General features: G+C 39.7%; 11 protein-coding genes. 7 read left to right on the top strand and 4 right to left on the bottom strand.

Annotation, left to right across the window (positions count from 1 at the left end):
* Window positions 1–58: 58 nt before the first annotated feature.
* Window positions 59–787: a M48 family metallopeptidase gene (locus tag D469_RS0111595; protein WP_018923564.1), complete on the bottom strand. Its 729-nt coding sequence runs from the start codon at window positions 785–787 to the stop codon at window positions 59–61.
* Window positions 788–1,081: 294 nt separating this feature from the next.
* On the opposite strand from D469_RS0111595, the gene D469_RS0111590 reads away from it, so the two are divergent.
* From D469_RS0111590 to ppc, 6 genes are all read left to right on the top strand, one after another.
* Window positions 1,082–1,363 carry a hypothetical protein gene (locus D469_RS0111590; RefSeq protein ID WP_018923563.1) on the top strand — a complete coding sequence of 94 codons (282 nt, stop codon included), beginning with the start codon at window positions 1,082–1,084 and terminating at the stop codon, window positions 1,361–1,363.
* Window positions 1,364–1,561: 198 nt separating this feature from the next.
* Window positions 1,562–2,152 (top strand): hypothetical protein, encoded by a 591-nt coding sequence (locus D469_RS0111585; RefSeq protein WP_240473333.1) that lies wholly within the window; start codon window positions 1,562–1,564, stop codon window positions 2,150–2,152.
* A 342-nt stretch (window positions 2,153–2,494) separates the two neighbouring features.
* On the top strand, window positions 2,495–3,460 hold the full coding sequence (locus D469_RS0111575) for an AAA family ATPase (protein ID WP_018923560.1): 966 nt from the start codon (window positions 2,495–2,497) through the stop codon (window positions 3,458–3,460).
* A gap of 2 nt (window positions 3,461–3,462) precedes the next feature.
* On the top strand, window positions 3,463–5,925 hold the full coding sequence (locus D469_RS0111570) for a S8 family peptidase (protein ID WP_018923559.1): 2,463 nt from the start codon (window positions 3,463–3,465) through the stop codon (window positions 5,923–5,925).
* Window positions 5,926–6,369: 444 nt separating this feature from the next.
* Window positions 6,370–7,490 (top strand): IS3 family transposase gene (locus D469_RS0111560; protein WP_156816986.1). Its coding sequence is split into 2 segments (ribosomal slippage): window positions 6,370–6,607 and window positions 6,607–7,490, totalling 1,122 coding nucleotides; the frame shifts between segments, so codons are not numbered across the junction.
* Window positions 7,491–7,785: 295 nt separating this feature from the next.
* Window positions 7,786–10,539, top strand: coding sequence for a phosphoenolpyruvate carboxylase (ppc, locus tag D469_RS0111555; protein WP_018923556.1), 2,754 nt, complete (start codon window positions 7,786–7,788; stop codon window positions 10,537–10,539).
* 156 nt (window positions 10,540–10,695) lie between these two features.
* Here the strand turns inward: ppc and D469_RS0111550 are convergent, their stop codons facing one another.
* Window positions 10,696–11,424: a uracil-DNA glycosylase family protein gene (locus D469_RS0111550; protein WP_018923555.1), complete on the bottom strand. Its 729-nt coding sequence runs from the start codon at window positions 11,422–11,424 to the stop codon at window positions 10,696–10,698.
* A 477-nt stretch (window positions 11,425–11,901) separates the two neighbouring features.
* Between D469_RS0111550 and D469_RS0111545 the strand changes: the two genes are divergently transcribed.
* On the top strand, window positions 11,902–13,440 hold the full coding sequence (locus tag D469_RS0111545) for a malate:quinone oxidoreductase (RefSeq protein WP_018923554.1): 1,539 nt from the start codon (window positions 11,902–11,904) through the stop codon (window positions 13,438–13,440).
* Between the two features lie 545 nt (window positions 13,441–13,985).
* On the opposite strand, the gene D469_RS0111540 is transcribed toward D469_RS0111545, so the two are convergent.
* Window positions 13,986–15,152 carry a DUF4317 domain-containing protein gene (locus D469_RS0111540; protein ID WP_018923553.1) on the bottom strand — a complete coding sequence of 389 codons (1,167 nt, stop codon included), beginning with the start codon at window positions 15,150–15,152 and terminating at the stop codon, window positions 13,986–13,988.
* 303 nt (window positions 15,153–15,455) lie between these two features.
* Window positions 15,456–16,475 carry an alpha/beta fold hydrolase gene (locus tag D469_RS0111535; protein WP_018923552.1) on the bottom strand — a complete coding sequence of 340 codons (1,020 nt, stop codon included), beginning with the start codon at window positions 16,473–16,475 and terminating at the stop codon, window positions 15,456–15,458.
* Window position 16,476: the final 1 nt, after the last annotated feature.

Here is a 16,476-nt window from a genome sequence, read left to right as displayed (position 1 = left end):
GGCAGCTGGAGGAAGAGGCATATCATCAAGATAAGGTGTTATGCCTTTTTATATCATGTTAGCCAATGCTGTGAAGTTCTACACCATGCACTCTCAGCCATTCTTTTGAGGCTTCATAATCAGGCAAGGTAGATTTAACGAGCTGCCAAAATCGTTCATTGTGCTCAGGTACAATTAAGTGAGCTAACTCATGTACGATAACATAATCGATAACATGAATCGGGGCCATGACAATACGCCAATTAATATAAATATCACCTTTAGGTGTACACGTGCCCCATCTCTTATGTTGCGTTCGTAATTGAAGAGAGTGAGGTTTCACACCTAATAATGCTTGATAGTAGTCAGTTCGCTCAAGAACCTTTTTAAGCCCATATTGACGATACCATTCAATTAAATGTTTTTCTAACTCTTGTTGAATTTGATCCTGAGACCAACCATGTGGCACAACAGCGATAAAACGACCTTGTTTTAATTGAATAGATGCGTACTGTACAGGCTCTTTAAATACTTTTAGGCGATAGTTGCGACCTAAGTATGGGAGCTTTTCACCACTAACAAACTCTTTAGGTTCAATATTTGTTTTTACTTCATTCAACTCATCAAGTTTTTGGGTGATCCATGACGCCTTTTGTTGGAGTATTTCGTCTAGTTTATTTTTATCAACATCACTAGGTGTGTAAACAACTACACCATTCACCAGATCTACAGCAATTTTTATATCTTTTCGATTTTGTATGTAGTGACAATAAAGAATTTGTGTTTTTCCATAATCGATTGTTGGCATACCTCTCACGTCCTTCTTCACTCAATAAATTTTACTATCTTAAGTTAAAAAGAGCAATTTATCTACTTGAAAGGAGTGACTGGAAAAGCCTATTTATCAACATTCCTATCCTTAAATGCCATACATCGGTTTGCAGCCGAGTGAAGTTTCTTACCACAGCAAGTTATTCAAACGGCTTATAGAGGCAAATCAAAATGGAACGCCCATTAAATAACGAAGGAGCAGAGCTTTTATTTCAAATGATTTTATTCTAACACTTAAAATGTATTTATAAACAATGGAGGTGTTGAAAAGATGAATGAAAATCCTGTTTATAAAGACCCACTTAGTAAACATATCGTCAGTTCCAATCAAAACAAAGGACGTCAATACCACATTTGTTTCGGTGAGGTAGACTGGGGTAAAAATGGGGAAACGGAATATGCTGTTTATGTACGGATATGTCTTTTCAAGGAAGGAATTTGGCAATATCAAAACTATCCAGCTCATATATTAGTAACACCAGGAGAAGATGAAAGAAGTGACCTTGATAATGTAATGGATAAAATCAATGAATTGAAGAGAGAGTACCTATAAAATGCTGAACACTCTCAAGGTAAATAAACATAAAATCGGTCAAAAACTATTTTAAAGGGTGATTCTGTGAGTTCAGTCGGAAAAAAACTTTTGAATTTACAAGAACAGATACACACTACTAAAGGGTGGAGTTTAATGAGTAGACTGAGGAACTTTAATGTAAGCATATATACTTTCCAGCGAAATAATGAGGAAATTGTGAAATTACTGGATCTATACGAAACAAACACAGATATGGCATTACATATTTTCAAGGTTGATAATAGGGAGGAGTTTGAAATATTTTTAAGAGAGATAACAAGGTTGCTTCATAACTACTTGGCAGCAGCTAAAACTTTAATTGATCATACTAGGAAGCTTTGTCAGGATGAATACAAAGGTACTGAGTTCGAAGCTGAATACAATGAAAAAATCAATGAACTATTTGTTAACTCACCAATATCAAAATTCATTCAAGACCTTAGAAATTATAGTCTACATCGAAACCTCCCTATCACTGGTGCTACACTCAGCTTTAATAGAGATTCTGGAATGTCGCACAGTATAAACTTAACAAAAAAAAGTTTAATGGATTGGGATAATTGGACAAGAAAATCATTAGACTATTTAAGTAAACAGGATGACCAAATTGGTTTACCTCAAATGATAAAAGAATATACCAGTCTCGTTATGGAATTTCAAGAATGGTTTCAAGAAAAACAATATGAATACCATAGTGATTCAATAGCAGAATTGGAAGATCTCCAAGAAGAGTATCGTGAACTTTATGAAGAAGTAAGGCGAAAGTAAAGGTATAAATAACCCCCTTATATTCGGAAACCCATTAATTGGATCTTTAGGGGTGCCGGTATTATTTTAAAGTAATCAAGTACCTTGTTCGATGCAGTACATGTTTCCGAAGTAGTTGAAAACTTGCCGGTTACAGTTAATCAAGTGTGGCGATTTGGTAGCAATAAAGGGCATAAAATGAAGGAGATATTTCATCCTGAAGTGTTAAAGTTTGTATTTATTGAAAAGAAACATCGTTTTGTTTTCCTAAAACAGATTATATTAGTGCTAAAATAAAATAGTGCAGATTAGTTATCACTTTTATAATTTTAACCACTATAAACTTTTAAGGGGGTGCTTATTTTGGCAACAGCTGACCAAATAAAAATGTTAGTTCAATCTCATTTTGATAGTAATGATGACAGGTTTCGAACTTTGGTACTACAAATTGCTGCTTCAGAAGCCAAGAAAGGTCATCAAACTTTTGCTCGGGATTTAAGAGGGATACTTGATAAATACAATACTAAAAGTAATAAAATTATACCCTTCAACAAAGAACTTGATGGATTAATGAGAACAGAATTAAGTGATGCAAAACTTACGGATTTAGTGGTTAATAAAGAAATAAAATCGAGAATCGAAAAAGTATTATTAGAATATTGGCAGAAAGATAAATTAAACAAGTATGGATTAACTAATAGAAGAAAAATATTATTGACAGGAAAACCTGGAACCGGGAAAACTTTGACGGCATCGGTATTAGCAGGAAGAACTAAGTTACCATTATGCACTATAGTAATGGATAAATTAGTTACAAAGTATATGGGTGAAACAAGTGTGAAGCTTCGTCAAATATTTGATTTCATATCGCATAATCCTGCAATTTACTTGTTTGATGAATTTGATACGATAGGGTCTGAAAGAAGCTTAGACAATGATGTGGGTGAAATTAGAAGAATATTAAATTCCTTTTTACAATTTATTGAGCAAGATGAATCGGACAGTATTATTGTTGCAGCAACAAACAATCCTCAATTGTTAGATAAAGCTTTATTTCGCAGATTTGATGATGTTATACATTATAATTTACCGGATAGAGATCAAGTTATTAAATTGATTAGCAACAAATTAGGTTCTTTTAATCATGGTTTACTGTCACTCGAAAAAGTTGCTGATGAGGCGTTAACACTAAGTCATTCAGATATAACTATGGCATGTAATAATGCAGTTAAAGAAGCGATATTAAAGGGATTAGATTATATTGATGAAGATTTAATTATGAGAATGATTATTGAAAGAAAGGAAGTATACCTAAGAGGTGGGAGTTAGTTATGAGTAAGAAAGAATTTGATAATTTATTTATAGAAGAATTTATAAATTCTATACCTTACACCTCAAGACAAACAGCAAGAACTCCAGCTTTACCTTTACGTGATAGGTTAACCCACGGTCAAAGATTGCGAAGAAAATTTGATCAATTATGGAAGGAAGAAGAGGAGCAAGAAAATGCACGAAACGCTGTTTCATTACCTACTAGACAAGGAACTTATATTGAATTTGAGAGTTCTCCTGACTTCAAACTAGTATCAAAAAGTTTAGAAGACAGATTGCAAGGAATACGTTTATTAAATGTTCGTACTCAGACTGTTAATGATAAAGAAGTAATTAGAGCTACTGTTTATGTCCCAAAAGGTAAGGAAAATACCTACTTAAAGAAAATAGATGCCTACCTTGAAGAAGAGACTCCAACGGGTAAACCAAAGAACCAACCCTTAATAAATAGTATCGAAGGGGTTAAATTAGCAGTACTCGAATCTTTTTGGCCAGTTAGCCAAGTGAGGTGGATTCCAAATGAGGATGCTGAATGGTGCGAAATATGGCTAAGTGGTGAACAAGAAGAAATAGAAATTCGTTTTAGAGAAATCATTATTTCCCAATTAAATCTACCAATTCAAGATGAAACTTTACGCTTCCCAGAAAGAACGGTTTTGTTAGTTAAAGCTAATAGAGAACAATTAGAGGAAATAATTTTGATGAGTGATGATGTAGCTGAAATAAGAAAAGCAGCAGAAGTTAATAGTTTTTTTATAGATTTACCAAATAGAGAACAAGCTGAGTGGGCTAAAGATCTTCATGAGAGAATAGACTTTGATAATGAGTCTGATGTTTCAATTTGCATACTAGATACAGGAGTTAATAATGGACATTTGTTAATTGAACCATTACTAAAAGATGAAGACCGCTTGACGTTCAAAGATGATTGGGGAAAAGATGATCACAGTGGCCATGGAACAAAAATGGCTGGAGTAAGTGCATATGGGGACTTAAGAAAAGCACTAGAGAGTCATCACAACATAAAAATTCTACATAACTTAGAATCCAGCAAGATACTGCCTCGAGATGGGGAGAATGATCCTAAACTGTACGGGGCAATTACTTCAGAATCGGTGAGTCAACAAATCATAAACAACCCTCATAAAAAGAGAGTGATTTGTATGGCAGTAACAGCTCCTAAATATGAAACGGGTGACGGTAGTCCTTCTTCATGGTCAGCTGCGATAGATGAATTGACCTCGGGATATATCGATGAAGAACAAAAGCTATTTATAGTTTCGGCTGGGAATATTGGCAATAATACTGAATGGGAGAACTATCCTGAGAGTAACTATAGTTTGTCTGTACAAAACCCTGGTCAGTCATGGAATGCTTTAACTGTAGGTGCTTATACTGAAAAAACAGAGGTTGATTCTAAAGAGTATGAGGGGATGGAAATAGTAGCCCCTAATGGGGGGTTATCTCCTTTTAGTTCAACATCGTTAGTATGGGATAATAAGTGGCCAATTAAGCCAGAAATATTGTTAGAGGGCGGTAATGCACTAAGAGATTCCACCACTTGTTATACATCGGAGGAACTGTCTTCATTAACTACCCATCATCAACCTCTTGATAATCATTTTAACTTTATTAATGCTACAAGTGCTGCAACGGCTGAAGCAGCTTGGATGGCATCACAAATTTTTGCAAAATATCCAGAGGCATGGCCAGAAACAGTTAAAGGGTTGATGGTTCACTCAGCTGAATGGACTGACACGATGAAGCAACAATTTCTAGATGGTCAGAGAAAAGAGGACTATAGAAAATTACTTAGGATATGTGGATATGGTGTTCCCAACTTAAATAGAGCACTAAATTCTATGAATAATAGTGTTAACTTAATAGTTCAATCAGATTTGCAACCATATGATAAGTTAAATGGTTCCTTTAAAACAAAAGATATGCACATTCATGAGCTCCCATGGCCGAAAGAAGAACTTTTAGAACTAGGTGACACAATGGTAAAGCTAAAAGTAACATTAACATATTTCGTCGAACCCGGGCCAGGCGAGATTGGTTGGAAAGACAGGTACAGATATCCTTCTAGCTTACTTCGCTTTGATGTTAACGGCACAGATAATAAAGAAGCATTTTTGAGTAGAATTAACGCAGCAGTAGAATCAGATAACGACGTAGATAGTACAGGGGGCAATGTGAATTGGCTTTATGGAAAACAAAGCAGACACTTAGGTGCTACACACAGTGATAGTTGGGAAGGTATCGCAGCAGATCTAGCGACTAGTAACCTAATTGGTGTCTATCCTGCGATTGGGTGGTGGAGAGAAAGAGCCTGGCTAGATAGATGGGACAAGAAAGTAAGGTACTCTTTGATAGTATCCATCTCAACTGAAGAAGAAGATGTCGACTTATATACACCAATTAGCACACAAACAAAAACAACTATACAAGTAGATAATTAATCGTGATATAAAGCAAAGTAGGGACGAGCCGTCAATATTTGTTCGTCCCCCTGCCTTATTATTTTACCCTACAAACCGGTACGGTGAACCGTATCAAAAATTGTGGAATTAGTTTAGACAAGTTGTGTTTATAAAACGTTGGGGAGAAGTTGTCGATAACTTGTTCCCTTCTAAATATTCCTATAATTGACTTCGCAAATAGTTTATCTTTTTCTTTTCTCGGTTGTAATCTGCCATTAATTTGTCGTATTTATGCTTTTTAATAAGTATATAGCATGATGTAACTGCTAAATTAAAGCTAACATATTGCCAGTAGAGTGACCCAATAATATGAGACAGGAAAAAACACCCCCTAAGTCGTATGTAGTATTAAATCGACATTTTAGGAGGTGTTTTTCTTTATGGGTAAAAAAACAGTTTTATCCTGAAGAAGTTAAACAAGAAGTGATTCGTTTGAAATTGACAGGTGAATGGACGAATCGAGAAATTATGGAGAAGTTCGGTATCAAAAGTAAAACTCAGATCAAAACATGGATGAGATGGTATCGAAAGGGTGAAGATCACAGACTAGCTCAACCTGTTGGTAAACAATATACCTACGGTAAGGGACCTGATGATGATAGTGAATTAGCTCAATTAAGACGAAAGGTCACTTATTACGAAATGAGAGATGAGCTAATGGGAAAGTACCAAGAAATCGAAAGGAAGTGGTACCAGAAATTTTTGTAGAAGTAGTTGAATCTTTAAAAGACCGCTTTACAGTTACAGAAATCTGTCAATGCTTTGACATTTCGCGTCCGACTTATTATCGATGGAGGAACAGAGCGAGTCGAGAAATGCCCGAACTTCACACATTAATTATTAACATTTGCAAACAACTTTCGCATCGTGTGGGTCACCGAACGGTGAAAGATCTTTTATACAAGGACCACAAGATTCAGGTGAACCGAAAGACCGTTCAAAAAGTGATGCAAAAATACGAGATCCAGTGTCGTGTCAAAGTAAAACGACAAAAGTATATTGCTGGAGAGAGTAAGATTGTGGTTCCTGATTTGTTAAAACAAAACTTCCAAGCGGAGAAACCAAATCAAAAGTGGGTAACGGATATAACGTACTTACCTTACGGGCCCAGGATGCAGTATCTATCAACGATTATGGACCTATATAACAACGAAATCATCGCTTATAAAATCAGTGATTCACAGAGCGTGGATTTTGTTTTAGAAACGTTGCGCGAGGCATGTAATGGGAGAGATACGTATGGGGTCATATTGCACAGTGATCAAGGAGCTCAATATACGTCCTATGCCTTTCAGGCATTAGCAAAAGAAAACGGCATCATCACAAGCATGTCCCGCAAAGGCAATTGCTTTGATAATGCCGTCATAGAATCCTTCCATTCCTCGCTAAAGTCGGAAGAATTCGCCACTCAATTAAGAGCGACCCTTACATCTACTATTGTAATAGAAAAAGTAGTAAATTACATGTATTATTACAACTATATACGACCGTTTTCCAAATTAAACTGCCACACCCCTGTTGAATACAGGACCGTGGCAGCATAGGTGTTTTTTCTTGTCTCATTTCCCTGGGCCAGTTCACAGAGATAGTGGTGTTTTATGTATTGATTATGAATGTTGTTTCGGGACGATGTTGCTCGCTTCATCTCTTAGGTTTTGACCTCCGTTCTTGGAAAAATCTACTGAAGCATCTAATTTGATCATGATTCGACTTTTCGTTATGATGGAGAATATTAATTATTAAATTTTGAATATTTTTGAGTTGAAGGACGTAGACCGGCCACGCTGGGCAAAGGGTGTCCCGGATCGGTCTTAGATGTTTATACAAGGAGTTGTTATGATGCAGAAAGTCGATGAGGGAAGTTCACTTTTAAGAAAAGATGTAAGAAAACTTGGGAATATGTTGGGTGAAATCCTCGTCCACCAGGGCGGAACGGAGCTTTTAAATAAAGTAGAATCCATTCGTAAAATGACGATTGATTTAAGGAAAAATCATGATGAAGAGACGTATCAAGCCATTAAAGAAGAGATTGACAGCCTGGAGCCGCCGATGCGCCAGCAAGTCATCCGGGCGTTTGCTATTTATTTTCACCTTGTAAATATAGCGGAACAAAATCACCGCATCCGGCGTAGACGAGAGTATCAACTTGAGGATGATGAAGGGGTTCAACCATTTTCTCTTGAAAGTTCGGTCATTGCTCTGAAAGAAAATAATGTCTCGGAAGATGTGATCCAGCGTGTGCTAGCTGATTTGTCGCTTGAACTCGTGATCACTGCCCATCCAACCGAGGCAACAAAGCGTACCATCCTTGAAACACAAAAACGAATTTCAACCATCCTTCGGGAATTTGATCGTGCGGTTTTAACGAAAAAAGAACAAGAGAAGTTGGATGAGAGTTTATTTAATGAAATTACGTCTCTATGGCAAACGGATGAGTTGCGCCATCGTAAGCCAACCGTTATGGATGAAGTGAAAAATGGTCTTTATTATTTTGATGAAACGTTATTTGATGTGCTTCCGGATATTCATCAAGAATTAAAAGATCAGCTGGATGAACATTACCCAAACACGCAGTGGGACGTTCCCAACTTCCTCCGCTTTGGGTCGTGGATCGGTGGCGACCGTGATGGGAATCCATTTGTAACGCCTGATGTTACATGGGAGACACTTGAAGAACATAGAAAATTGGTTATTAAAAAGTATGATGAAGTCCTTGTGGAGTTAATGAGAAGGTTCAGTCATTCGACAACACGTGTTGAGGTGAGTGAGCGCTTAGTCAAGTCCGTCGAAGAAGACGAGAAGCTCTATTTAGATGAGGACGAAGTTTGGTCTGTTGAAAACGAAATCTATCGCCGCAAATTTGCCGTGATTATTAAACGGTTGCACCACGCAGGAAAATCAGAGGTTGGTTACCGATCTTCTGAAGAACTGCATAATGATTTATTACTCATTAAAGAAAGTGTGGACCAACACCAACCTGCCCACCATAAGTTGAAAATGCTGCATAAATTAATTCGTCAGGTGCAATTGTTTGGTTTCCATTTGGCTACGTTAGATGTTAGAAACCACAGTGGAGAGCATGAAACAGCGATTACGGAAATATTAAAAGCTGTCAATATTTCTGAAGATTATTCAGCTCTTTCCGAAGAGGAAAAGATTAACGTCCTCAATGACGTTTTGCAAGATCCACGCCCGTTGCTAGTCGTAGGAAAAGAGTACTCAGAAGAGACGAAAAGTGTCATTGAAGTCTTTGAAATGATTAAAAAAGCGCATGAGGAGTTTGGCCAGCGTTCCATTGAAGTTTATCTTGTCAGCATGACCCAATCAGCCAGTGACCTCTTAGAAGTCCTCGTTCTTGCCAAAGAATTAGGAATCTACCGCCAGCATGCGGATGGAAGTGTTGAAAGTGAAATAACGGTGGCCCCGTTACTTGAAACCATTGATGATTTGGTAGCCGGCCCGGAAATCATGAAGAGGTTATTTTCAATGGATGTGTATGGTGCGCACCTGGAGCAGCGGGGAAATTCTCAAGAAATCATGTTGGGCTATTCAGATGGAAGCAAAGACGGAGGAACGTTAACGGCAAACTGGAAGCTGTATAAAGCGCAGCAAGAGATCCATGAGATGGCAAAAGCCTACGACATCCGGTTGAAGTTCTTCCATGGTCGTGGCGGCTCATTAGGTCGTGGAGGCGGCCCATTGAACCGGAGTATTTTGTCCCAGCCAGCGGAAACGTTAGGAGACGGGGTGAAGATTACTGAACAAGGAGAAGTGTTATCTTCCCGTTATTTATTAGAAGATATTGCGTACCGAAGTTTAGAACAGGGCGCTTCTACCTTGTTAGAGACTTCTGCTCATGTGTCGAAAACATCGGAGGAAAATCATTTTAGAGAACATGCCTGGGAAGAAGCGATGGAGGAAATTTCAACACAAGCGTTAGAGAAGTATCACTCTTTCGTGTTTGAAGACAAAGATTTCTTAACCTACTTTAATCAAGCGACCCCTTTAGGTGAGCTGGCAGACCTGAACATCGGATCACGGCCGATGAAACGTAAGGACAGTAATCAATTTGAAAACTTACGCGCGATTCCATGGGTATTTGCATGGACCCAATCCCGCCATTTAATCCCGGCCTGGTACGCAGCGGGCTCCGGGTTAAGTCACTTTGCTGCACAAAGTGAAGAGAATATGGAGCTTCTAAAAGACATGTATGAAAAATGGCCATTTTTCCATTCCACGATTAATAACCTGCAAATGGCTCTTATGAAAGCAGATTTAACAACAGCTAAGGAATATACAAAGCTAGTAGAGGATGAAACGTTGAGTGAACGGATTTACCAGGATATTAAAGATGAATATAACAAGACGAAAGAGATGTTGTTAAACATCTCAGGTAATGAAGAGTTATTAGATCACACACCGGATATCCAAGAATCGGTTCACCTGCGCAATCCTTATGTGGATCCGCTAAACTTCTTGCAAGTTGAGCTTATTCAGAGCATGCGTGATTCCGACGAACAACAAGACGATCTCTTAACTGAAGTATTATTAACCATCAGCGGAATTGCAGCCGGCCTCCGCAACACAGGCTGATCGATTGATTGGTAAAGGGGAAAATAAGAAAACGAAGAAAGCACTTGTGCACTCCTTCAGAGGAGGATCACAAGTGCTTTCTTCATTAATAGGGGTCTACAGTGCTGGGGTAACGTAAACCCGAAAACCCTTTTCAGAATTAAATACTCCTGTTTTTTAATTGAAATGTTCCTTTAACTGCTGTTTAAATTGCTCTTTCTTTTCGGCGTATTGTTTTTTGCGGTGGCCGTTCGCGCCGGACGGGTGGGGGAAATCAAACAAAATCGGTTTGTTGTGAATTTTGCCTTCTTCTACTAAGTCACTCAACATGTTGGAAACGGCTTTGCCTGCTGGAATAATGACGGCGTGTTTTACTTCATGTAGCTCGGGTACTAAGAGTTCGTAAATCATTTCTGAAAGTAAAGGGTGTTTCAGCATCGGAGGATTGGAGCCCGTATAATTTTTTTGATTGATAAATACCGGATATCTAAGCGCAGAAGCGGAATGGAGAAGATGATTCTTATCTGCATAGAGCTCCGCGCAGCTTTGAATGTGCAGGCGCTTATTCAGTTCTATTCCATCAAGCATTTCAATCAGGTTGTTCCTAATTCCTTTTCCGCCGAAGCTTGCCTGTTTTTTAGCATTGCGCAGCATGGTTTTTCTTTCTTCAGCACCAATGTTTTTTCGAACATAGTTAAACGCTAACTGCATCTGCGTCCATCCCGGTGTAATTCCGAGGATTATAACGTTTGCGTCTGGATTTATGTATTCAAACGGCGCCCAGTATATTTCTAACTTGTTATCTTTTCCGAACAGGAAACGTTCCGTCATTACGTCTTCTTTTTCATATCTTTCTTTTATCGGCAATTGCCAAATGCTTTGTTCGTAGTTTTTAAAAAAGAACATAGTGATTCCCCCTGCGTAGTGTGAGGCAAAATGAAATCCGCAGCATCTCCAGTTGGTATATAAGTAGTGTCATTATTTCCGATCAGAATCAATTTCATAAGTGACTTTATGAGTATCAAAAGCGAACATTATATTGATTGTAGCGGAATGTGGCCATCTACGGAATAAGCTGGAGTTGCGTCCCCTCCAAATTTAAAAGAGCCTTAGAAAAATTTATGTCAGCAAATGAGTGGAATTCCGGCTTGTATTAATGCTTTCTTTTGAACAAAAACACTGAAGTGAGGATTCATTAGACATACTTAATTGAATTTTCATACTATTCTATAACAGTTTATATTTTAATTTACACAGATTAATGATAAACTGTAGTTGACCCAGAAATAGCGTTTTCTTAGGTTCGTTCTGTTTTGTTGTATCACCTAAGAAACCGCATACATTCTTTCTGTAATTCTTAGGGCTATGTAAGGGAGGATGACAATGAGCGACAGACGAACTGAGACAGATGTTATGTTAATTGGTGCTGGAATTATGAGTGCGACGTTAGGCAGTCTTTTGAAAGAATTAGTACCAGAATGGGAAATTAAAGTATTTGAAAAGTTGGATAACGCCGGCGAGGAAAGTTCCAATGAATGGAATAATGCGGGGACGGGACATGCGGCATTGTGTGAACTGAATTACACGAACGAAAGTCCGGACGGGTCCGTAGATATTAATAAAGCTTTAAAAATTAATGAACAGTTTCAAGTTTCTATGCAGTTTTGGTCTTATCTCGTAAACAGTGGACGGATACATAATCCACAGGACTTTATTATGAAAATGCCTCACTTGAGTTTCGTTCAAGGAGAGGAAAATATAGCATTTTTAAAAAGGCGTTATGAAGCAATGGTAAACACGCCTCCTTTTAAAGAGATGGAATTTTCTGATGATCCGCAAAAATTGCTGGAGTGGCTTCCGCTCGTTATGAAAGAACGCACCTCTACTGAACCGGTAGCTGCTACAAAAATCAATGATGGCACAGATGTTAACTTTGGCTCTTTAACACGGAAGTTGTTTCACCATTTAGAGAGTGAAAACTTTGAAATAAACTACAAACACAGTGTGCAAGACATGAAGCGTACGAGTGACGGGAAGTGGGAAGTGAAAGTCCAGGATCTGGACAGCGGAACTGTCGACCGAGTCACTGCAAAGTTTGTTTTCATCGGAGCCGGAGGAGGAAGCCTGCATTTATTGCAAAAATCCGGTATTCCTGAAGGGAAACATACGGGAGGATTCCCTGTCAGCGGGCTGTTTATGTCATGTAATAATCCAGATGTTATAGAGCAGCATTACGGAAAAGTGTACGGCAAAGCTAAAGTTGGCGCTCCACCAATGTCCGTTCCGCATCTTGATACACGCTATATCGATAATAAAAAATCATTGTTATTTGGCCCATTTGCCGGCTTCACTCCCAAGTTCTTAAAAACGGGTTCCATGTTCGACTTAGCCACTTCGATAAAACCAAATAATCTAGTTACGATGTTGGCAGCTGGCGCTAAGGAGATGGGCCTGACAAAATACTTGATGCAGCAAGTGATGTTGTCAAAAGAACAGCGAATGGAAGAGTTACGTGACTTCATCCCGAACGCCAAAAGTGAAGATTGGGACTTAGTCGTAGCAGGCCAACGTGTACAAGTGATCAAAGATACAGATGCCGGCAAAGGAACACTTCAATTTGGCACGGAAGTAGTTACGGCTGAGGATGGCTCGATTGCCGCATTACTCGGCGCTTCTCCAGGGGCTTCTACCGCCGTTCACGTTATGCTCGAGGTCCTCAAAAAATGCTTCCCGGAGCATATAAACGAATGGGAAGCGAAAATTAAAGAAATGATTCCTTCTTATGGTGTATCACTAATGGAAAACCCGGAGCTTTTGGACGACATTCATGCCTCAACAGCACAAGCTCTAGGTCTAAGCGAAACTGTGTCGGATGAAGCTGAGGACCTTGAGGAAGAAGTAAAGATATTAGAAAGAGTTTAAGTCTTTTTCTAAATAAAAACATAGAAGGGGCTGTCCAATAAGGGCAGCCCCTTTGTTTGGCTCCGCTGCCATATCGCAAATACAGCATGGGAAAATCGCGACGTCGCACTCATTGACGTGACACGGCACTCAATGCTCATGACACCGCACTCGAATAACGTAACTCCGCACCAATATAGCGTCACGCGGCACTAATGAGCCGTGACTCCGCACTCCGTCCCCGTCACTGCGTACCGCTAGTCCGTCACTGCGCAAAGGAAGAGCATGCCTGCGCACCCGCTCCCTTTTTTACTACGTTCAAAAGGATTTTGAGACAGCTCCTTCTTTTTCTGCAGGTAGAGAGGTTGCTATTAACCGTCTCATAATCAATTAGGGTAGATAATTGAGAAGGAAGGTTCTATAAGTCATTTCGTGGCAGACGCCGTTGGAATATGCTCGCTTGCTGCGGACTACGTTCCAGTCCTCATGAGTAAAACCTGCTCACTGAGGTGGGACCTCCACTTGTTTGTGTCTATTGAATCGTAAAAGGGTCAGTAGGAGTGCATTCATTCAGTATACGCTTCCGGCAGCATTTTAAAGCCGTCAACCTCAGCATCTTCTTCCACTTCAATCATAATGCAGCGCTTGCCCTGGTAGTTGACCTGCTTGACGTACTCAAGGTCCTGGGGGCTGATCGAGATATTGGCGATTTTGGTGTTGATTTTGATTGACTTGGAGTTATATTTGGGGACGATGCTACTTGCTTTCAATTCATAGCTTTCATTATCGGTCACCCGCTGGAAAGCGCTTTTTACTGTTTCTGCGTCGACTTGTTCCCCGCCCTGGTTAAGAACGCGCTCGACGTCTTTGTAGTCGAGGGTTGGCGGCGTTTCTTCTTCATGTTCTTCGACGACGCGGTTGATTTCGCCATATACATTGGCGAGGGTGGAAGGGTTAACCTGTTCTCCGACGACGTCTTTTACGACTTCCTCGAATACCGCTTTATCTTCTTTTGCGGTCATAATGTCTTCTCCGTTCAATACGTCTTCGATGAATCGGTCATCAGGGGCATTGGCTTTGCCTGCCGCATAGAGAACACGATTCACATCTGCAGCGCCGTCAGTAATGGAAGGGAAAAGAAAACCTGACAATGGATTTTTAAGATCAATAACTGGGTCTGCCTCAATTTTGTATTTGAATGTCTTTTCGATATAGTCGAAGTGAATTTCTTTTTTCGGTTCTTCCGTTTTATTGATGCTGCAAAGAATAAACGGGTTAGAGTAAACGGCGTCCCGTTCGCTTTCTTCCGTTTCTTCGTTCCGGCGTTTCGTTGGCTTTAAGTATTCGGCGCGAATGAAGGTGATGACTGTATCCGTTTCATACGGCTGGTCTTCGATCATTTTTTGTGTCATGAGAAGCATTTGTTCCTTCCAGTCCTCTACGTCACTGCTTAAAAGCCCTTTATGTAGGATAAACTGACTGGAATTTTCTACGTCACGCTGAAATTTCAATTCAAATAATTTTTCATCCAGCTGACCGGTCAGCAATTTCTTGAAATTGTTCATGAAAAGCTCCTGTTGATCCCGATCGAGCATCTCGAACGGCTGGCTCTGGTGATGATAAATGTCCGTCGCTTCCTTCATGACGTAAACGTTGAATATATCGGAGATCTTTAGTAAATCATTGTCCACTTTCAATTGCCTGCGTATCCCGGCTATGTCTTTTTTGTCCATTGATGTTCACTCCTGAGCTGCTTAGGGTATAAGTTATCATGCTATGAATGTCTATTTTAACATAAGGTTCTTTTTATCCCGTAGGCAGGTGTTCATATAATAATTTTAGCAGCTTTGTATAAGAAGGTGACTGCAGCGGAAAAAGAAAGCCCTCGACCTCGCAGTGTGTCCCCCCGAATAAGCTAGGCCGTGCCTTGCCCGCGGAAGACGGGCGCCTGCGGTGTAGAAAAGGATGTCCTTTCTTTTCTACAGCCATCCACTTTCTAGCAAGCGGCCTAATAAAAAAACCCTTCCTGCTCCTATCTACGACCTCTCGCTCAGCCATTGGTTCAGGAAGTCTGGAAGTTTACCTTTCATTGCGAGGGTAACGTGGCCTCCTTTTATCTGTTTATAGGTTTTATCTTGACTTGAAACCAGTGGCATAATCGGTGTAATTAGTTCTGCCGGCACAATTTCATCATGAGTGGTTGAGATGACCAGCAAATTGCTCTTTATAGTTGAGAGATGAATAGGAACGCCATGAATCCTCAGTTCATTTTTAATCAGCTTATTCTCAATGGCCAACTCATTTAATAATTGTTTTAAGGTCTGACCGGCAAAAGGGATGTGTCCTTTCAGCCAATGATTAAATAAATGCCATTTTTCCACCTTGTCTTTGTCGTCCAGCCTTTGCAAGAGGGAAATGTAGGAGCTGTAACTGACGGGAGAAACGGCCAAGCGCAGCGCAAATTCCATAAATTTAGCCGGTATGGTACCGTACTCGTCAATCACATGGTCAAGATTGAGCTTTCCTTTTTTGAATCCCTCTTCCCATTCCGTTGGGATAGGCGTTTTATCAAAAGCGAGCGGAGGAGCAATCAACACCAGGTTTTTGATTGCCTCATTCTTATAGGCGGCATAGATTGCTGCCAGCGTGCCGCCGAGGCAATAGCCGACCATCGTTATTTCTTTTGCACCGGAGTGATACAAGCTGCGTCGCACCGCTTTTTGAATATACTTGGCTATATAATCATCCAGGGTTACATCCCAGTCCTCATATCCTGGAACGCCAAAATCGAGAAGATACACGTCATAGCCTTCATTCACATACGCTTCAATCATGCTCATGCCAGGTTTTAAATCAAGAATATAGGAGCGGTTTACTAATGAATAGATGAGAAATAAGGGAGTGTCATACTTTTTGTTTTTGGCCGGGTAATACCATAGAGTAGTTTTGTTCAGCTTCCAAATGGCTGTTTTTGGGGTGCGCCCGACTTTGGATTCGATCCCCTCAGGAGGCAGAAGGCGGTTTAATTTACTGAGTTTCTTTCTATTTCCTCCCACC

This window comes from Salsuginibacillus kocurii DSM 18087, assembly GCF_000377705.1.
Lineage (GTDB): Bacteria > Bacillota > Bacilli > Bacillales > Marinococcaceae > Salsuginibacillus > Salsuginibacillus kocurii.
Note: the sequence above shows the minus strand (reverse complement) of the source record. Positions and strands in the feature narration are given on the sequence as shown.